The organism is Methylophilus sp. OH31, from assembly GCF_000576615.1.
GTDB lineage: Bacteria > Pseudomonadota > Gammaproteobacteria > Burkholderiales > Methylophilaceae > Methylophilus.
The window spans coordinates 234,817-254,677 of sequence record NZ_BAUS01000004.1 but is presented as its reverse complement, the minus strand read 5'-3'; the positions used below and the strand labels follow the sequence as shown (position 1 = coordinate 254,677).

19 protein-coding genes are annotated in these 19,861 nt (G+C 52.9%); 15 read left to right on the top strand and 4 right to left on the bottom strand.

All coding sequences use genetic code 11. From position 1 onward, the window contains the following. Window positions 1-60: 60 nt before the first annotated feature. From OH31_RS07765 to OH31_RS07705, 13 genes are all read left to right on the top strand, one after another. Window positions 61-1,104: a rod shape-determining protein gene (locus tag OH31_RS07765; protein WP_018985380.1), complete on the top strand. Its 1,044-nt coding sequence runs from the start codon at window positions 61-63 to the stop codon at window positions 1,102-1,104. Between the two features lie 29 nt (window positions 1,105-1,133). Next, window positions 1,134-2,234: a rod shape-determining protein MreC gene (mreC, locus tag OH31_RS07760; RefSeq protein WP_024930281.1), complete on the top strand. Its 1,101-nt coding sequence runs from the start codon at window positions 1,134-1,136 to the stop codon at window positions 2,232-2,234. Further along, a complete protein-coding gene (mreD, locus tag OH31_RS07755) occupies window positions 2,231-2,707 on the top strand; it encodes a rod shape-determining protein MreD (protein WP_019880875.1) in 477 nt (158 codons plus the stop codon). The genes mreC and mreD overlap by 4 nt, the downstream gene beginning before the upstream one ends. A gap of 4 nt (window positions 2,708-2,711) precedes the next feature. Beyond that, the gene (gene mrdA / locus OH31_RS07750; protein WP_019880874.1) at window positions 2,712-4,652 is read left to right on the top strand and encodes a penicillin-binding protein 2; all 1,941 of its coding nucleotides are present in this window, start codon (window positions 2,712-2,714) and stop codon (window positions 4,650-4,652) included. Next, window positions 4,645-5,742 (top strand): rod shape-determining protein RodA, encoded by a 1,098-nt coding sequence (rodA, locus tag OH31_RS07745; protein ID WP_024930280.1) that lies wholly within the window; start codon window positions 4,645-4,647, stop codon window positions 5,740-5,742. The genes mrdA and rodA overlap by 8 nt, the downstream gene beginning before the upstream one ends. A gap of 27 nt (window positions 5,743-5,769) precedes the next feature. After that, window positions 5,770-6,741: a septal ring lytic transglycosylase RlpA family protein gene (locus tag OH31_RS07740; protein ID WP_024930279.1), complete on the top strand. Its 972-nt coding sequence runs from the start codon at window positions 5,770-5,772 to the stop codon at window positions 6,739-6,741. 100 nt (window positions 6,742-6,841) lie between these two features. After that, on the top strand, window positions 6,842-7,939 hold the full coding sequence (locus tag OH31_RS07735; protein ID WP_019880870.1) for a D-alanyl-D-alanine carboxypeptidase family protein: 1,098 nt from the start codon (window positions 6,842-6,844) through the stop codon (window positions 7,937-7,939). 47 nt (window positions 7,940-7,986) lie between these two features. Continuing rightward, window positions 7,987-8,274, top strand: a complete 288-nt coding sequence (locus OH31_RS07730) for a YbeD family protein (protein ID WP_019880868.1) — start codon at window positions 7,987-7,989, stop codon at window positions 8,272-8,274. 14 nt (window positions 8,275-8,288) lie between these two features. After that, entirely contained in the window at window positions 8,289-8,903 is a 615-nt protein-coding gene (gene lipB / locus OH31_RS07725) for a lipoyl(octanoyl) transferase LipB (RefSeq protein ID WP_024930278.1), read from the top strand. Beyond that, the gene (gene lipA / locus OH31_RS07720) at window positions 8,893-9,888 is read left to right on the top strand and encodes a lipoyl synthase (protein WP_019880866.1); all 996 of its coding nucleotides are present in this window, start codon (window positions 8,893-8,895) and stop codon (window positions 9,886-9,888) included. Before lipB ends, lipA begins: the two co-directional genes overlap by 11 nt. Before the next feature lie 46 nt (window positions 9,889-9,934). Continuing rightward, the gene (gene gshA / locus OH31_RS07715; protein ID WP_024930277.1) at window positions 9,935-11,245 is read left to right on the top strand and encodes a glutamate--cysteine ligase; all 1,311 of its coding nucleotides are present in this window, start codon (window positions 9,935-9,937) and stop codon (window positions 11,243-11,245) included. Window positions 11,246-11,263: 18 nt separating this feature from the next. After that, window positions 11,264-12,211, top strand: a complete 948-nt coding sequence (gene gshB / locus OH31_RS07710; RefSeq protein WP_024930276.1) for a glutathione synthase — start codon at window positions 11,264-11,266, stop codon at window positions 12,209-12,211. A gap of 112 nt (window positions 12,212-12,323) precedes the next feature. Continuing rightward, a complete protein-coding gene (locus OH31_RS07705; RefSeq protein WP_024930275.1) occupies window positions 12,324-13,598 on the top strand; it encodes a D-amino acid dehydrogenase in 1,275 nt (424 codons plus the stop codon). A 370-nt stretch (window positions 13,599-13,968) separates the two neighbouring features. On the opposite strand, the gene OH31_RS07700 is transcribed toward OH31_RS07705, so the two are convergent. The 3 genes from OH31_RS07700 to OH31_RS07690 all read right to left on the bottom strand — a co-directional run bounded on the left by OH31_RS07700 (window position 13,969) and on the right by OH31_RS07690 (window position 18,031). Next, the gene (locus OH31_RS07700) at window positions 13,969-14,727 is read right to left on the bottom strand and encodes a PEP-CTERM sorting domain-containing protein (protein ID WP_242402226.1); all 759 of its coding nucleotides are present in this window, start codon (window positions 14,725-14,727) and stop codon (window positions 13,969-13,971) included. A 289-nt stretch (window positions 14,728-15,016) separates the two neighbouring features. Further along, window positions 15,017-17,137: a TonB-dependent siderophore receptor gene (locus tag OH31_RS07695; RefSeq protein WP_024930273.1), complete on the bottom strand. Its 2,121-nt coding sequence runs from the start codon at window positions 17,135-17,137 to the stop codon at window positions 15,017-15,019. Between the two features lie 51 nt (window positions 17,138-17,188). Further along, a complete protein-coding gene (locus OH31_RS07690; RefSeq protein WP_024930272.1) occupies window positions 17,189-18,031 on the bottom strand; it encodes a substrate-binding domain-containing protein in 843 nt (280 codons plus the stop codon). A gap of 129 nt (window positions 18,032-18,160) precedes the next feature. Here OH31_RS07690 and OH31_RS15370 point away from each other — a divergent pair, with 129 nt between their 5' ends. Then, window positions 18,161-18,298 (top strand): di-heme oxidoredictase family protein, encoded by a 138-nt coding sequence (locus OH31_RS15370; protein ID WP_148296198.1) that lies wholly within the window; start codon window positions 18,161-18,163, stop codon window positions 18,296-18,298. Window positions 18,299-18,310: 12 nt separating this feature from the next. Here the strand turns inward: OH31_RS15370 and OH31_RS07685 are convergent, their stop codons facing one another. Next, on the bottom strand, window positions 18,311-19,234 hold the full coding sequence (locus tag OH31_RS07685; protein WP_024930271.1) for a bestrophin family protein: 924 nt from the start codon (window positions 19,232-19,234) through the stop codon (window positions 18,311-18,313). A gap of 162 nt (window positions 19,235-19,396) precedes the next feature. Here OH31_RS07685 and msrB point away from each other — a divergent pair, with 162 nt between their 5' ends. Continuing rightward, entirely contained in the window at window positions 19,397-19,843 is a 447-nt protein-coding gene (gene msrB / locus OH31_RS07680) for a peptide-methionine (R)-S-oxide reductase MsrB (protein WP_024930270.1), read from the top strand. Window positions 19,844-19,861 lie beyond the last annotated feature (18 nt).

Sequence of the window (19,861 nt, the reverse complement as noted above, 5' to 3'; positions counted from 1 at the left end):
CTTGATTTTATGCCGCACTTAGCGAGCAGTTCTAAAGTCGGAAACTTCACAGGATAAAACATGTTCGGTTCACTCAACAGCTACTTCTCCAATGACCTTGCCATTGACCTTGGCACCGCCAACACCTTGATCTACGTGCGTGGTAAAGGCGTCGTTCTGGATGAACCGTCGGTGGTGGCGATTCGTACCGAAGGCGGCCCCAACGGCAAAAAGGTGTTACTGGCCGTCGGTTCAGATGCGAAAAGCATGCTGGGCCGCGCACCAGCCAACATCCAGGCCATCCGCCCGATGAAGGATGGTGTGATTGCCGATTTCACCATCACCGAGCAAATGCTCAAGTTTTTTATCCGTAAAGTACACGAATCCCGCTGGTTCTCCCCTAGCCCACGCATTATTATCTGTGTACCGGTAGGCTCCACCCAGGTTGAGCGTCGCGCGATTAAAGAATCCGCCGAGCGCGCCGGTGCCAAACAAGTGTTTTTGATTGAAGAACCCATGGCTGCCGCGATTGGTGCAGATATGCCAGTGGCTGAAGCGACAGGCTCCATGGTGGTGGATATCGGTGGCGGCACGACCGAAGTGGGCGTAATCTCACTGGGCGGCATTGTGTACGCCAAGTCTGAGCGTGTCGGTGGTGACAAGTTTGACCAGGCAATTATCGACTACATCCGCCGCAACTACGGCATGCAAATTTCCGAACCAACCGCTGAAGCGATCAAGAAAAGAATCGGCTCCGCCTTCCCGGGTTCTGAAGTGTTGGAAATGGAAGTCACTGGCCGCAACCTGGCAGAAGGCTTGCCACGTAAATTCACCATCTCCAGCAACGAAATCCTGGAAGCCCTGACCGAACCATTAAACTCTATCGTTGGTGCGGTAAAATCCGCCCTGGAACAAACCCCACCAGAACTGGGTGCCGACATTGCCGAAAAAGGCATGGTATTGACTGGCGGTGGCGCCCTGCTGCGCGACCTGGATCGCCTGTTGGTGGAAGAAACCGGTTTGCCAGTGATCGTGGCAGAAGACCCACTGACTTGCGTCGCACGTGGCTGTGGTCGCGCACTGGAAGAAATGGACAAGCTGGGCAACGTTTTTGCTAGCGAATAATTCGGGGCAACGATGGCGCGCACCCGATTATGCTAAAAGGCATACACCAACAGCTTGATCCGCAGGAGTCCCCGGCTTTTTTTATCCAGGGGCCCAAGCCTTTCTCACGCCTGATGTTTTTTTGCACGCTGTCACTGGTCATGATGGCGGTGGACGCGCGCTTTGACTACCTGAGCCAGGTCAGACAATGGTTCAGCACCGCCTTGCACCCCCTGGAAGTGCTGGCCAGCGCACCTAATGAGTGGGGCCGCAACATCAACACCTACTTCACCTCACACAACCAGCTGATTCAAGACAATTTCAAACTCAAGCAGCAGTCACTGATAGACAATGCCGCCTTGCAGCGCCTGGCGACCGTGGATGCTGAAAATGCACATTTACGCACGCTGCTGGCGGGCGATGCACCGATTATTCCGCAGGCTACCCTGGGCGAAGTATTGCACATGGGTCGCGACCCGTTCAGCAACATCATCACGCTCAACCGTGGCAGCCGCCATCACATCACGCCTGGCCAGGCCGTGGTCGATGAACAAGGCGTAGTCGGGCAAATTACACGCGTATACACCTTTACCAGCGAAGTGACGCTGATTACCGACAAGAAACTGTCGATTCCCATTCAAATTGAGCGCAATCAGTTGCGTGCGATTGCCTTTGGTGAAGGCAAGCGCAACACGCTGGACATTCCCTACCTGCCGACCAGCGTGGACATTAAAGTGGGCGACAAGCTGGTCACATCCGGCATTGATGGCGTCTACCCGGCGGGTTTAGCCGTCGCCGTGGTCACCCAGATCAAGCAAAGCCAGGATTCGCCTTTTGCCAAAATCATTAGCCGCCCGATTGCTGGCGTGAATAACCACAAGCATGTGCTGATCCTCAAAGTACCTGAGTCACCCGCCATTAACCCATCCAGCGAAAACAAACCGGTGTTGCCGCGCAACAACGCACAGCATCTGGATCAATCGGTAGTTGAAGTACTGCAAAAAAATAATGCCGCGGTTGACCCGCACCCAGCGACTGAAACGCCTGTGCTGGACTCCCCCAGCACCGAGCCTGGCGCCGCTGCAGCCACCCCGGGTGCAGCCCCTGCCCCTGAAAACACCACGGCCCCTGCCACGCCGGAGCACCCATGAAACCGGTAAAATTCAGCACTTTCCTGTTCACCATGTTGGTCGGGCTGATATTCCAGCTCTACCCCTGGTCTAACACCGGTGTCATTATCCGCCCTGACTTTTTGCTGGTGATCATGATTTACTGGGTGCTACAAGCCCCGTATCACTGCAATATCGGCTGGGTCTGGTTTGCCGGGTTACTGGTCGACTTATCCACTGGCAGCCTGCTAGGCCAACACGCACTGACATTTGCCATCACCGCTTTTCTGGGCCTGATTTACCAACGGCGCCTAGTGCTGTTTAACCGCTGGCAACTGTATTTGTACGTGATATTCCTGTTTGGTGTACAACGCGGGCTGATTTTACTGCTCAAACTGTTTGCTGGCGGCGAACTGCCGGATTGGACCTACAGCCTGCCCGTGGTTTCCGACCTGATATTGTGGCAATTCATGATTATCTGGTTTGGCGAGCTGACCCGCCCGAAGAAGTTATAAGCACATGGGGTATAGCACTGAACTCAAAAACCATCAAAACGAACAGCACAAGTTCCGGGTTCGTCTGGTTTTTCTGATCTTAATGGTCCTCAGCGCGTTCTCCGCGCTGCTTGGCCGTTTCTATTTCCTGCAAGTCTACCGCTATGATTACTACCAGACGCTGGCAGAAAATAACCGTATTTCGATTGTCCCGATCACACCCAACCGCGGCCTGATCTCGGATCGCAATGGCATTATCCTAGCACATAACTTTTTTGTGTATACGCTGGAGATCACGCCGTCTAAAACCGATGGTTTGCAGGACACAATTGCCGAATTAGGTGCACTGGTTGAAATCTCGGCCTCCGATTTAAAACGCTTTAAGAAGTTGCGCGCGCAGAGTCACACCTTTGAAAGCATCCCGATCCGCACCCACCTCAACGAATATGAAGCGGCCAAGTTTGCCGTCAATCGCTTCCGTTTCCCTGGCGTTGAGCTCAAATCACGCCTGTTCCGCCATTATCCATATGGCACCTTGGGCACGCATGGCATCGGCTATATCAGCCGCATCAATGAAAACGACCTCAAACAGCTCAAAGAAAGCAACCAGCTGTCGAATTACAAAGGCACTGAGCACATCGGCAAAGCCGGGGTCGAGCAGGCTTATGAAGAAGACTTACATGGCATCACCGGTTTCCAGCAGGTAGAAATTGACGCCGATGGCCGCGCGGTGCGTGTGCTATCCAGCGCATCGCCCACCTCAGGCAACAATATTGTGCTGTCTATGGATGCCAAAATGCAGGAGATCGCCGAGCATGAGTTTGCTGGCAGACGTGGTGCATTAGTGGCTATCCAGCCAAAAACGGGCGAAGTGCTATCTATGGTGAGCATGCCGTCGTTTGATGCCAACCTGTTTGTCGATGGCATTGATTTTGACAACTGGAATAACCTCAACAACTCACCAGACAAGCCACTGATTAACCGCAGCCTCAAGGGCATCTACCCACCTGGGTCGACATTTAAACCATTCGTTGCACTGGCAGGCCTGGAATCCGGCAAACGCCAGCCACCCTTTACCATTAGCGACCCCGGCTATTTCACCTTACCCAATAGCCGCCATCGCTACCGTGACTGGAAACCGTCCGGCCATGGCGCAGTGGATATGCGCAGGGCGATTACCGTCTCTTGTGACACTTTTTTCTACGGCCTGGCAGTTGAGCTCGGCATTGAGCGCCTGACAGATTTTGTGCGCCATTTTGGCTTTGGTGAAAAAACCAATATTGATATCCAGGGTGAGTTGTCCGGCCTGTTGCCAACCCCTGCCTGGAAGCAAAGGCGCTATAAACAACCCTGGTACATGGGCGAAACCGTGATTGTCGGTATCGGCCAGGGCTACACGCTGGTGACGCCCATGCAGCTAGCCTATGCCACGGCCACGCTGGCCAACAACGGCAAGGCGATTCGTCCGCACCTGGTCAATGCCATCGTTAACGCCAAAACCAACCAGGTGAAAATGTTGCCGCACATCATTGCCGACCAGCTCAACTTGAGCGCGCAGAATTTGGATATTGTGAAACTGGGCATGATGGATGTGACCCGCCCAGGCGGTACCGCTGCGGCAATCGGTGCCAATGCCGGCTATGACATCGCGGCCAAGACTGGTACTGCACAAGTGGTCGGCATCAAGCAAAATGAGAAATACAACGAAAAACTGATTAATGAACGCCACCGCGACCATGCCTGGTTTATTGCCTATGCGCCAGCCGAAGACCCCAAAATTGCCGTGGCGGTGATTGTTGAAAACGGCAGCCACGGTGGCTCTACCGCGGGCCCCATTGCCCGCAAGGTGATGGATTATTACTTGCTGGGTAAAGTCCCGGTGGACCCGGCAGCGGCACAAGCTGCAGCGGCGGCAGAAGCAGCTGTCGTGAACGCGCCAGAAGTCGAGGAGGAGCCTCATGATTAGACAATGGATAGGCCATTTTATCCGGCATATCGACTCGATTTTGCTGGCCACGGTGCTCATGGTGCTGGTGGTGGCACTCATGGTACTTTACAGCGCCTCGGGCCAGTCACTGCTTAAGGTGAATGCGCAGTTAATCAACATTGTGGTGATGCTGGGGGTGATGTTCCTGGTCGCCAACACCCAGCCACAACATATAGAACGCATTGCGCTACCAGCCTACCTGCTCGGGCTGGCCTTGCTGATTGCGGTAGCACTGGTCGGTGATATCAGCCACGGCGCACGACGCTGGCTCAACCTCGGTGTGACCAAAATCCAGCCGTCAGAACTGATGAAACTGGCGGTACCCATCATGTTGTCATGGTACTTTTCCAAACGTGAAAGTATGCTGCGTACCGCAGACTACATCGTCGCTGGCGTCATTTTGCTCACGCCCGTGTTGCTGATTGCCAAGCAACCCGACCTCGGCACAGCCACGCTGGTCTTTGCGTCAGGCTTTTATGTCATTTTTCTGGCCGGGCTGAGTTGGAAATTTATTTTGGGCAGCGCTGTTGCCTTCGGTGCCGCATTGCCAATTCTGTGGTCCATGCTGCATGATTATCAGCGTCGTCGGGTGGAGATCCTGATTGATCCCAGCCAGGATCCACTAGGCGCGGGTTACCATATTATCCAGGCCACCATCGCCATTGGCTCTGGCGGCACCACCGGCAAAGGCTGGCTCAATGGCACACAGTCGCAACTCGACTTTGTGCCAGAAAGAACGACCGACTTTATTTTTGCGGTGTTTGCTGAAGAGTTTGGCCTGGTTGGCTGCAGCCTGTTATTGCTGTTGTTCACCATTATTATCGGTCGCGCCTTCATTATCGCGTCACAAGCCAAGAGTACCTTTTCGCGTTTGCTGGCGGGTAGCATCGCCGCCACTTTCTTTACTTATTGCTTCGTGAATATGGGCATGGTGAGCGGTATCCTGCCTGTGGTCGGCATTCCATTACCACTGGTCAGCTACGGCGGCACCTCACTGTTAACCCTCGGCCTTAGCCTGGGCTTGCTGATGAGCGTTCAATCGCACAAACGCCTGGTGGCGACGGATTAAGCGCGTAAACACCGATTAAGGAACAGGATGTTTTTTTACTTGCAACGGTTATGCATCGTCACGCTAGCCATCTGGCTGGCAGCTTGTAGCAGCAGCATGCCTCCCCGGCAAACGGCACCGGCGGCACCACCGACCAGGCCTGCCACCAGCGGCCCTGCCAGCTCGACACCTACCCCCACTACCAACAACCCCGCAACGAATGGCTCAGTCATTGGTGGCCCCAAAGTTATTAACATCGACCCCAAACCAGAGACTAGCGGCAATCCGACTGACGGCATAGACCCGAACATCCCGCTCGAAACCACAGTCACGCCCAAGCTGGAACCGATTGTCAAAGGCACCACCAAACCCTATATCGTCAATGGTGAAACCATGACGCCGATGTCTGAAATCAATACACCGTTCACACAAACCGGACATGCTTCGTGGTATGGCAAAAAATTCCATGGCCGCCGCACTGCCAGTGGTGAACTCTATGACATGTTCAAATTAACCGCTGCGCATAGAACGTTGCCTATCCCAAGCTATGTACGCATCACCAACCTCAGCAATGGCAAAACCATCATGGCGCGCGTCAATGACCGCGGCCCGTTTGGCCGCGACCGCATCATAGACCTCTCTTACGCCGCGGCCAAACAACTGGATATTATTCGCCACGGCTCGGCACAAGTTGAGGTGTCACTGATAGACCCAACCCAGCAAACGCCGACCCAGACAATCACCACACCAGCCGTAGTATCCGCCAACCCACTGACGACACTGGAAGCCGGTGGCATTTATGTACAAGTGGGCGCATTTGGCCAGGAAGAAAATGCGGACCGCCTGCACCAGCGCATTTTCACCACCCTGCCAGAAACACAATCCCTACTCAACAAAGTGTATAATGGAAAAACGTTCCAGATTGTGCTGGGGCCTTATCCGGATCACGCATTAGCAGCGCAGGCCGCCAGTCAGATGCGTGACAAATTGCAGTTACCTGCACTGATATTTTCGCGGTAGTCTTTTTCCGTTAGCAGTTTTCTTCTCATTAATTTTTATTCTCGTATAAATGATGACCATGTGGCGTTCCTGTATTGCTTTTCTACTTTCCATTCCTTTAATGACCGTGGCGGCCGAAGCCATCACTGGCAATGTACCGACACCGACATTGGCGGCCAAAGCCTTTGTGCTGCGCGATGCCAATACCGGCAGTCTGCTGGCAGCGAGCAATCCGGATATGCCGGTTGAGCCTGCGTCACTGACCAAAGTGATGACGGCTTACCTGACGTTTGAAGCGGTGAAGCAAAAACGCCTGGCACTGACACAAACCTTGCCGGTCAGCCAAAAAGCCTGGAAAGTCGAAGGCTCTAAAATGTTTATCGACACCACCATGACGGTCACGGTGGATGAGCTGTTACATGGCCTGATTATCCAGTCTGGCAATGATGCTGCCATCACCCTGGCAGAAGGCATTGCGGGTAGTGAAGAGTTATTTGCATCATTAATGAACAAAAAAGCGGCGGCCCTGGGCATGAAAAACAGCCACTTTGTGAATGCCACAGGCTTGCCAGACCCTACGCACACCACCACTGCGCGTGACTTGTCGATCTTGGCCAATGCCCTGATTCGTGACTACCCACAAGACTATGCACGCCTGTATTCACAAAAGTCTTATACCTATAACAACATCACGCAGCCTAACCGCAACCGCTTGCTGTTTCTCGACCCAAGCGTGGATGGCATGAAGACCGGCCACACGGAATCTGCAGGTTATTGCCTGATTTCTTCAGCCAAACGTAGTGACTTCCGCTTGATTTCTGTGGTCCTCGGCACCACTTCAGATAATGTACGCGCGGCCGAAAGCCAGAAACTGCTGAACTTTGGTTTCCAGTTTTATGAGTCCAAGCTGATTTACGCAGCAGACAAAGCCATTACGCGTCAAAAAGTATGGAAAGGCACCGAAAGCGAAGTCGACTTAACGGTCGCCAAACCAGTCTATTTAACATTACCGCAAGGTGAGTATGCCAATATGAAGGCGAATCTGCGCATTGCAAAACCACTGGAAGCACCATTAAAAGCGCATCAAACCGTGGGTGCAGTAGATTTTAGCCTAGGCGGCAAAGTGGTACACAGTGTGCCGCTGGTGACCGTGCATGCCGTTGAGGCCAGCAATATCTTCTCACGCATGATCGACCAGGTCCGCCTGTATTTGCAGTAAACCCTTGTCGTCATAAAGCGGAACAAGCACAAAGGTAGGTGAACACCATGACCCAGCAAGAACAAACGCCTGCGGCGGAAGAAACCCTGATTGAGTTTCCCACCAACTTCCCGATCAAGGTCATGGGCGAAACACATGACGACTTCACACTCGAAGTCACGCGCGTGATTCAAGGCCATTGGCCAGAATTCGACACGCACCTGATAGAGATGCGCGGCAGCAGCAACGGCAAATACCTGAGCCTGACCTGCCTGGTGTATGTCACCTCCAAACCGCAACTGGACGATATCTACCGCAGCCTGACCTCGCACCCGATGGTCAAGGTCGTGCTGTAACCTGCTTTGCCTCCATGCCTGCTCTGCAAATCCGCCAGCTGGGCTTGACTGATTATGCAGCCACGCTGGCTGACATGCAGGCATTTACCGCCGGGCGCAACCAAGACACGCCAGACCAGCTGTGGGTCACCGAACATCCGCCGGTCTATACGCTGGGCCTTAACCGCCGTGGCGTGCGCCTGCCGCAAAACGACATCCCGGTGGTTAATGTAGACCGCGGCGGCAAAATCACTTATCACGGCCCCGGGCAATTAATCATTTACTGCCTGGTTGATCTGGCGCGCAGCCACTTGAATGTGCGGCAACTCGTCTCCATCTTGGAAAACAGCCTGATAGAATTTCTGGCCGCACACAGCATTGCCGCCGAAGCGCGTGCCGATGCACCCGGCGTCTATGTGGATGGCAAAAAAATTGCCTCTCTCGGATTACGGCTGAAAAACCAGTGCTGCTATCATGGCCTGAGTTTGAATATTGAGATGGATCTACAACCGTTTGCCGACATTGACCCTTGCGGTTATGCTGGCATGCAGATGACGCAAACCCGGGATTTAAATATCGCGCTGACGATGACTGACATTGCAGCGGATTTAACCCAACGATTGAAAGAGAAACTGACGCATGTCAGATAATTCCACCCAAGAACATCCAATCGACGCGCGCCCGGCCAAAAAAGTGGCAGGTGTCAAAGAAATCGACGCAGCCAAGACTTCGCGTATTCCGATTAAAATCGTGCCGCAACCCATGCTGCGCAAACCGGAATGGATACGCATGAAGGTGCCGGATTCGGCCCGTTTCCAGGAAATCAAGCAGGTATTGCGCGACAACAACCTGCATACGGTGTGCGAAGAAGCCAGTTGCCCCAATATTGGTGAATGTTTTAGCGGCGGCACCGCCACCTTTATGATTCTGGGCGATATTTGTACCCGCCGCTGCCCGTTCTGCGACGTCGCCCACGGCAAACCGTTGCCACCAGATGCCAATGAACCGGAAAACCTGGCGCGTACCATCGCGCAAATGAAGCTGCGTTACGTCGTGGTCACCTCGGTCGACCGTGATGACTTGCCTGATGGCGGCGCGCAACATTTTGTCGATTGCATCCGCGCCATTCGCGCCCAATCGCCGCAGATTAAAATAGAAATCCTGGTACCGGATTTTCGTGGCCGCCTGGATGTTTCACTCAAAATCCTGCGCGAGGCGCCGCCGGACGTCATGAACCATAACCTGGAAACCGTGCCACGCCTCTACAAGCAGGCACGCCCGGGCTCTGATTACCAGCACTCCCTCGATTTGCTCAAACAATTTAGCCAGATGTATCCGCATGTGCCGACCAAATCCGGCCTGATGCTGGGCCTGGGTGAAACTGATGAAGAAATTCTGGAGGTGATGCGAGACTTGCGCGCGCACGGTGTCAGCATGCTGACATTAGGTCAATATTTACAGCCCAGCGTGCACCATTTGCCGGTATTGCGCTATGTCACACCACAAACCTTTGACTGGTTTAAGCAACATGCAGACGCCATGGGCTTTGATAATGCCGCCAGCGGCCCTATGGTACGCAGCAGTTACCATGCAGACCAGCAAGCGCATGCCGTGATCGAACAACCCTCATCATAAGCAGTGCCGGTATCCCCGGCCAACAATAACAAGCACAGGAGCAACCATGGTTCCACACTTAACAACGGCTTTGAGCGGACCACTGTACACGCTGGAAAAACGCGTGTTACAGGCGATGCCGGATATCGAGCACTGGTTTCGCACTAAATGGCAGGAAATCCCCGCGCCGTTTTATGCCAGTGTGGACCTGCGTAATGCCGGTTTTAAAATCGCGCCGGTAGATACCAATTTGTTCCCAGGCGGTTTCAACAACCTTAATCCTGAATTCTTGAGCCTGTCTGTGCAAGCGGCACAAGTCGCCGTCGAGAAAATCTGTCCTGACGCGCGCCGTTTATTGCTGATTCCGGAAAACCACACCCGCAACACTTACTACCTGCGCAATGTGGTGGAATTATGCAATATCCTCAAAGCCGCAGGCATGGAAGTGCGCGTTGGTAGCCTGTCACCAGACATCACTGAAATCACCCGACTGGAAACCCATGACGGCCTGCCCTTGATGCTGGAGCCGCTGGTGCGCGTGAAAAACCGCCTGCAATTAAAAGCGGCTTCGTTTGAGGGTGTTGATTATCCAGCCTTTGATAGCTGCGCCATCCTGCTCAATAATGATTTATCCGGCGGTGTGCCTGACATGTTACAAGGCCTGGAGCAAAACCTGATTCCACCTTTGCATGCTGGCTGGTTTATCCGCCGCAAATCACAGCACTTCGCCGCCTATGACAAAGTGGTCGAGGAGTTCTCGCAATTACTGCAAATCGACCCATGGTTGCTGAACCCCTATTTTGACACCGCCAGCGGTATTGATTTTCATGCCCGCGTCGGTGAAGACTTGCTGGCAGACAAAGTCGATGCCATCTTGAAAAAGATTCAAACCAAGTACGATGAATACGGTATTACGCAACAACCGTTTGCCATCGTCAAAGCCGATGCCGGCACTTATGGCATGGGCATCATGAGTGTGAAGTCAGCGGATGAAGTACGCGACCTTAACCGCAAGGCACGCAACAAAATGTCGGTGATCAAAGAAGGCATGGAAGTGTCTGAAGTCATGATCCAGGAAGGTGTGTATACCTTTGAGAATATCAACGATGCAGTGGCTGAACCAGTCGTGTACATGATGGATCACTTCGTGGTTGGTGGTTTTTACCGCGTGCATACCGGTCGTGGCATTGATGAAAACCTCAATGCTCCTGGCATGCATTTTGTGCCACTGGCGTTTGAAAAGCCCTGTACCCTGCCTGACTGTGCGGGCGCGCCTGATGCGCCGCCCAACCGCTTCTACGCTTATGGCGTGGTTGCGCGCCTGGCCTTGCTGGCAGCCGGCATGGAGTTACAGGACAATGACCCACTGAATGCATAATTGAGCCAGAGGCGCATGATGAAATTGCTGTTTATTCTCGACCCGCTGCATACCCTTAAAGCGTATAAAGACACCAGCCTCGCCATCATGCGTGCTGCGCAAGCGCGCGGACACCAGTTATGGGTCTGCGAGCAGCACGACTGGCACTTGCAGCGCGAAGTGGCGCTGGTCGATGCCCAGCCCTTTGCATTTAATGACAGCAGCTGGGCCGTGGGCGAGAAAACCACACAGACGCCAGGCAGTTTTGATGCTGTGCTGATGCGCAAAGACCCGCCGTTTGATAACGAATACCTCTACAGCACCTATTTGCTGGAGCTAGCGCAACAACAGGGTGCGCGCATCATTAACGACCCGGCATCTATCCGTGGCTGGAATGAGAAATTGTCCGTCGCGCGCCTTCCGCAATTTGCGCCACCGTTTATCGTCACCAGCAAACAAGAGAAAATACTGGCGTTTTTGGCCGAACATGAGGACATCATCGTCAAACCTCTTGATGGCATGGGCGGCAGTGGCATTTTCCGTTTACGTAAAGATGACCCGAATATCTACGCCATCCTCGAAACGCTGACCCAATTTGAAACGCAAACCATCATGGTACAGCGTTATATTCCAGAAATTGTCAAAGGTGACAAACGCATCCTGATCATCAATGGCGAACCGTTACCGTATGCCTTGGCCCGTATCCCCAAAACCGGCGAAACACGCGGCAACCTGGCCGCGGGTGGCAAAGGCGTCGCGCAACCATTAAGTGGCCGTGACCGTGAAATCGCCGTGACAGTTGGTCAAACACTCAAACAACATGGCCTGTTTCTGGTCGGCCTCGATGTGATAGGCGATTATTTAACCGAGGTGAATGTCACCAGCCCGACCGGCATGGTTGAAATTGCCGCACAATCAGCAACATGGGCGCTGCCATGCGACCCGGCAATGGTGATGATACAGGCGCTGGAAAAGCTCACGCCCTAGCACGCTCAAAAAACTCAAACTATCTACATACTCAATTATCAAGTTTGCTAATATGACTCATGTGATTTGAAGTCATTAGTGATATCGTCGTTGCAGTCGTAGGAGTGTCATCATGCGTGTGTTGGTGCTGGGTTCTGGTGTTATTGGCGTCACAAGTGCTTATTACCTGGCATTAAAAGGCTTTGAAGTAACAGTCATCGATCGCCAGCCAGCGGTCGGCCTGGAAACCAGTTTTGCCAACGCAGGCCAGATTTCACCCGGCTACGCAGCACCCTGGGCCGGGCCGGATGTGCCGCTCAAAGCGCTCAAATGGTTGCTGCAGCGCCATGCGCCGCTTTCCATCAGGCCAGACTTCAGTGTATGGCAATTGCAATGGATCTCGCAGTTCTTACGCAACTGCTCAAGTGATCGCTACGATATCAACAAATCCCGCATGGTGCGTCTGGCCGAATATAGCCGCGATTGCCTGCGCGCATTACGTGCCAACACCGGCATCCACTACGAAGAACGCAGCCGCGGTACGCTGCAAGTCTTCCGCACACCCAAACAACTCGCTGCCGAAACCAAGGATATTGCCATCCTTAGCCGCATGGGCGTGCCCTTTCAGCATGTGGACCCGGAGGGTTGCGTACGCATTGAACCAGCACTGGTGCATGTGCAAGACCAGCTGTTGGGTGGCTTGTACTTGCCCGGCGATGAAACTGGCGATTGCCAGCTATTTACCTCCCGGCTGGCACTAGCAGCACAAACACTGGGCGTGCAATTCAGGCAAGACATCGCTATCGAGCGCCTGATCACACAACAAGGCAAGTTACTTGGTGTAGAAGTGAAAAATGCGCATGGTACCGACACTTTGATGGCAGATCATTATGTGGTCGCCCTGGGCAGTTACTCACGTCAGCTGATGCAAGGATTGGGCTTGAATTTGCCCGTGTATCCGGTCAAAGGCTACTCCCTGACCGTACCGATTATGCGTGCTGACGCTGCCCCGGTCTCGACAGTGATGGATGAAACCTACAAAGTAGCCATTACCCGCTTTGATCAGCGTATCCGCATAGGGGGCATGGCGGAGCTGGCTGGCTTTGATCTCACCCTCAACCCACGTCGACGCCAAACACTGGAGATGGTCTTAAATGGATTATTTCCACATGCAGGCGATATATCACAAGCGTTGTTCTGGACTGGATTGCGCCCGATGACACCGGATGGCACCCCTATTATTGGCCAGGCAGATTCCCGCTATCCTAATGTATGGCTGAATACCGGCCATGGTACTTTGGGCTGGACCATGGCTTGTGGCTCAGGGCAGGTGCTTGCCGACCTGATAAGCCATGACAACCCCGCCATTGGCGCTCAAGAATTCAGTCTCAAACGCTATTCTGCTTAACGCCTTCCTTGTATTTGCCCTGTGCCAAAATGTAGCTTTGAACTGCAATTTTTAAAATTGATGCCATGGCTGATCAATTAAAAAACCTGCAAGCCGCGTGAGGTCAATCTAACGCTCAACCCGTCGATGCCAACTTTACCGATTTCCAGGAACGCGGCTCTACCGATTATTTGTAGGAAAATCGATGGGTATTTCTTATAAAAACAATACGGATAAAGAGAGGACAATCATCGTGGCAACTCCACAACAAAAAAATAGCAGGCATGATTGCATGCCTGCTGTGAAGCAACGTCGACCCCGGGCGCGCGATGTCCCATAGCGAATCGTGTAATCCGCACCTACAAAACTAATACAGGTGCGGAAAATTAAGTCAGACTCTACGGCGACGAACTGTTGCGCCGATGACACCTAGGCCTGCCAAGAGCATGGTTATGTTCTCTGGTTCTGGCACTGGAATCACCGAAACAACGTCAAAACTTAAGGTTGGTAATGCTTGCCCTTGTCCACCAGTGAAAATAATCATCCCCAAAGTGTCGGCGGTACTCATCAGATAAAATGAAGTCTCTTTGTTGGTGCCGCTGGCTGATGCAGAGAGGATGTCCGAGAAGAACGACGCGTCTGATGCAAGGTTATAGCTCAGGCTGACGTATCCGGTGCCACCGGCAGGCACGGTAAAGGTTTCCGACCCCAGCAGTGAAGTGCTACCTGCCCAGCTTTGTAGCGCTGCAGCGTTGCTGGCGTAGACTGGGTTGAGTTGGCGATCTGTCGGCGTGCCTTTGGACTGTGCCCAGTCGTCATTGCCCACCCAGTAAATATCGAAAGTTCCAGAGCCAATGCCAAAGCGCGAGTTGTTCTGAACAGAGTATGAGGATGTAAAGGAGAGACTGGCGTTGGCGACATTCCAGTTGCCAGCCCCATAGGTGGTGTTTAGAGAGTCGACAATCGAGCCGATATTAAAGCTGAAGGCTTCGTTGGCTGCCAATGCATTGCCCCCGGTATTGGTCTTAGAGAGGCTGCCCTGGACGCCACCCGCACCACCGGCCCATCCCCAGCCATCGACGGCACTGTAACTTGAAAATATCATGTCGCTGGCCGTTGAGCCCGTGCCGCCAGCCCCCCCGCTACCCACAATCGAAATGCTTTCATGTGTCAGCGTAGCTGCACTGACATTCCCGATAAAGGTTGCGCCAAGTAACCCTAGAAGGATGGTTGGTAGATGTTTGTTCACCTTAAGACTCCTACGCGTTGTTGAGTAAATAAATGGGCACTTGTAGTGTTCCCCTAGATGCATTATACATATCGCTATATCCAAGTGTATATAGCGATGTCGCCAGCATTATTTGCTGGGATTGGTTAGTTCCCTAGGATTGTGGCAATGTAACGAAGCGGATATTGATCTTCAATGAATAGAGGCTCATCTAAAATTTGAACGTGACGCCAACCTCCGCATACCGACCCGGTGCAACAAGGAATGCCGCTGTGTAATATTCTTTATTGAACAGGTTTAGAACCTTGACGTAGTAGTCGTTATTTCCCACGGTCTTATTCACCTTCAAATCAACCACATGGTAGTCCGGTAAATTCTGGGTTCCGAAATAAGTAGCGACACCATTCACCACGTTAGTGTAATTCCCATCACTACTGGCGTTACCGCTACCCTGGCTATACATGCTTCTCACCGGCCCAACATAGTTTACGTTCACATGTGCGGTGAAGCTGCTCCCGGTGTAATTGACGCCATACGAGTATTTACGCAATGGAATATCGGCCACTTGCAATTTCATCGCCGTGTCATAAGCATTCGTATAAGAGTAATTTGCAAATGCCCTAATGCTTTCACCAATCATTTGGCTAAATTCCGCCTCGTAGCCCACCATTTCAACTTCGGGTATGTTGAAGTACTGGGTGTGTCCGCCACCGCCACCGGCACCTTTGATCATGTTCGTAATGCGTCGGTTGAACCCCGTCAGGCCGAACCTGAGTCCAAAGTCTGTTAAAGTCTCTATCCCCACTTCACGATTGAGACCTACTTCTGGCAAAACAGTCACACCAAAGTAAGGAATAATCGTCCCTCCACTATTCAGCGGAGCCAGTGCGGGTGCAGATCTTTCCATCGCGGTGGGGGCTCTGAAACTCTTCCCGATGGAAGCACGTAATGCAATACTTTCGATTGGCCTGAAATTCAAAGCCAACACTGGATCGTCGGATGAATAAACACCTTTCTGCTCTTTATTGGCTGGTCTCGTCCATGTGACATTCTTGACGGCGACATGATCTTCGACTTCATTGTGCCGAAAGCCTAAGCTCATACTGAGTTGGCGGGTGACATTCCACACGTCTTGCAGATAATAACTCTTGGCTGTGTAATTGTAGTCGCCACTGGCATAAGTCACCGGAGGAGTGCCTGGTGGCAGAGGGGTTTGCTCCTCAAAACGCCGTCTTTCTTCCGTATATCCCCAAGTGGCTGTATTGGCTTTGCCGATCCTGATCGTGTGTTGCAATTCATAGCCACTCGTATTGCCACTCCAGTCTATTTGCTGGAAACCGGATGTTGTGAGCAAACTACTTAATTCGGACCGAAAAACTTTCAAACTGATATCGTTATTTTCGTTCAGCTTCTGGTTATATACGGTGCCCAAATATGACTCCTTGATAGGGTCATATCCCCAGTCATAAGTGGGACCACCACCGGTGGCGCCCCCACCGAAATAATTGTTTTGCATCGTCAGTGTACTGCCCCCACCGGGATACCCCACACGCGCTGTTGCGTTATATCGGTTCGGCAATTGCCTCGTCGTTTCCGAATGTGATCCGAACACAGTAAGAGAAGCCTTTGGATTGATATCCCACTTCAGTTTTCCGTTGAGGTATTGCGAGTCTTCGGCCGTATGGCTTTTAAAGCCCCCGATGTTATTCGGATTGTCGTCATAGCCGTCTGTGCTGCTCAGCTTCGCGCCAAGGTAATAGCTGACACTTTCGGTGCCTCCAGCCAGCGAGGCCGAATATATTTCTGAACCCCAGCTTCCCTTAGCTAGCCCCAGCGAGCCGGAAAGTTTTCCGCTGGCATTTTTCGTTGTGATGAATATCACGCCACCGGGCGCATTGCTGCCGTAAATGACGGGAACGGGCCCCTTGAATATTTCGATTTTCTCAATGTTGTCAGTGGGGATGATAGACAAATCGATTCTTGCGTCCCCGCCGCCGTTGATCATCACTCCATCGATAATGACCTTGGTGCTATTGGCATCGCTACCGCGTATCTGCGATACCTTTCGGCCCTTCACATTGCTGCCGGTCACGTACAGACCTGCGACATCCTTCACGGCCTCATCTACCGTTTGCGCCCCTTTGGCCTTGATCTCTTCCGCCGTCACAACCGTTGTTTTCACGGGGATTGCGAGTGGATTAAGCTTTTTACCTGTCACTACGACATCACTCAGCTCTATATGGCCAGCACCTGTATTACCTTCCTCTGCGGCGGGCACGGCAAAGGCGAAAGCCAGCAGGGCTGTAAGAAAAAAAAGTTTGATACGTTTCACGAAATCGCTCCCAACGCGTAGTGAATACTTATACGAGTATGGTTAACGAAATCAATGCGTGTCAGCCGCCGGTAGCGGGAACACCCAAGGGCCTCCAGCTTCTTTGTCGGCAGCCACCAGATCGGCTTGGCCAGCGGGGCTGACGAGGTAATCTGCAAGTTGCCGGGCAAGTTCACGTTGGCGTGGATTTGCTGGGTGGCGAGGCCCCGGCTCAACCACCACATATACCCGGCGCATGGCCGGATCACCCTTGAGCAACACCGCCATGCCAGCGCTCGGCATCTTACCGAAGGCCACAGGAATGTGGCCAACCACCGCGTAACCATGCTTGTCGGCTGCGGAGCGTAGCACCTGCTGGGGCGACTCGGCATCGTCGTATAACTGCTGGCGTGGCCCCGGTCGCAGGCCAAGAGAACGGAACAGGCCGTGCACGATGCCAAAGCTACCGGGATCACGGAAGCCGATCAGGGGCGCGTCGGCGGCCACGATACGGCGCATGGCCTCGGCGGCATCCGGTGCCTCGGCCACCTTGGCTGGATCATCCTTTGGCCCGACGATCACATGCTCATTCATTGCCCAGGCACGCAACGGCGCAGCCACACCGGCGGCTAACAGGCCGTAGGTCTCATCGCTGCCATGAATCAGCAATAAATCGGCCTCCCCATCGCGAAAGATGGGCACCACGCCTTCTTTGGGGGCCGCAGCCACAGTCTCGATCTTAAGGCCGGTTTCTTTGCTGGCCCGCTTGGCAAGGGCGGGCCAGACGCCCGAAAGCACCAGCCCCCCTACCACGGCCACTTTGACCCGGGCCTCGGCAGTCCTATCCTGTGCTGCTTCACACGTCGCCAAGCAAATCGCCAGCAGGATGGCAAGATACCCGCGGCAAGCTTTCATGGTCTATCCTTTTTAAAAGTGGTGTCCGCCCGAATGGCGGATCGTTATATCCATCAGTATATAGCGAACGTCGCATTAATCCTATTGAGGAATAGCTAAATTCGGCTGGAAAACCAAAATGCCATACCAATGAATTACGCACTTGGACGCGAGTGGCGCACGCCGCCACTATGGCATGGCGGTGAAGCCGATACGGCCAGAATGCGCTTTCTCCACCTGAGTAAAGAAGAGCGGGCAACCCTGCTGAAATTTCTAGAGTCGCTTTAGTAATGACGTGCGCTACATGAGTACAAACTCTTTTGGCACTGGCGATGCGGGTAGCGTCTCATCACCCAACGCTTCCCTGAGTTCTATCTCAATCAAGTCGGTCAGTGCGTTAATCGGTAATGCGTTGGCAATTGGCGCGAAAGGCTCCTCCAGTTCGTTGCCCAAGGCATCCAGCCCAAACAAGGTGTAGGCGGCTAGTGCGGTCACAAAGGGTGTTGCCCAGCCCAAGGTGTTGGCAAACCCAAATGGCATTAAAAAGCAAAATGTGTAAGCCGTGCGATGTAAAAGCAAGGTGTAGCCAAATGGAATCGGCGTGTTCTGAATGCGCTCACAAGCGGCCTGAGTCAGTGCCAATTTCTGAATTAATTCCTCAAGCAGGTTAAATTGGATAGGCTGAATTCGACCGTCCCTTAACGCTTCGATCAAGATACGCTCCATCGCGCGCAAAATGACCTCCGGTGGATTTTTACTCTGGGTAAATGCGCTAGCAGTTGCCGCAGGCAACAACCGTGTTATTTTTGGCAATTGATCGCCTGGCCTGAGCTGCATGAGCAGCGCATGCGCGTAAGCGATGTTGTGCTCCAGAAGCTGTCTACGTGACGGGCTTAGGCTGCCATCCAGGTGATCTAGAATCTGGCTTAAACGCGCCAGGTTTCTGGCTGTCAGCATAAATTCGCCCCAAATTTTTCTCGCCTCCCACCAGCGCTCATAACAGGCATTGTTTCTAAAAGCGAGAAAGATGGACAAGGTAATGCCCAGCAGTGCAAACGGTCCACCATCAAACTTGGGTAACCAGTCGGGCTTCAAGGTGTACACAGACACCACCGCGGCGGACAGCGTTGCCACGAACACCAGCAAGGGCATGATTCTGAGCACGATCGAGCCTTTGATGATAAAAAACAGCTCTAACAAATGTGGTCTGGGTCTGACGATCAAGGGAAGTCTCCTGCCTGGCGAACCATTGCGATAATGTTATACTCGATAGTCTGTAGTCTATCTGCCAGTGCAGCACCTGTATGTTTGAAAAAGACATGGGAAACCACTGGTTTAGCATTTTTTGTCGTCTGTGCCGTGCATCATCGCTAATGGATTAACATCATGTTGAAATGGAAAGATATCCTGAAACTTGCCAGGGAAGGAAACCTGGCCCCCGATCACAAATTACAGAAATCCATCCGTGCCTGGCGCGAGATTCTGGATGACGAAGTATTCGCAATCACGCGCCTGAGTGCGACCGAGCGGCCATTTTCGTCAGAAATGTGTGTCGCTTTCACGCCAGGGCGTTACGCCTGTACCTGTTGCGAGCAAGTGCTGTTTGATTCCGGGCAGAAATTTGAATCCGCTTCCGGCTGGCCCTCATTTGACCAACCGTTGGCCAGCAATGCGATCGCTTACTTTGCCGATGAGAGTCACGGCATGCAGCGCGTTGAAGTGAAGTGTAATGTGTGTGACGCGCACCTGGGACATGTGTTTCCAGATGGCAAAACAGAAAGTGGCCTGCGTTATTGCATTAACGGCAAAGCCATTACTTTTGTCGCCCATTAAAAAAGCGCTGACCTATTA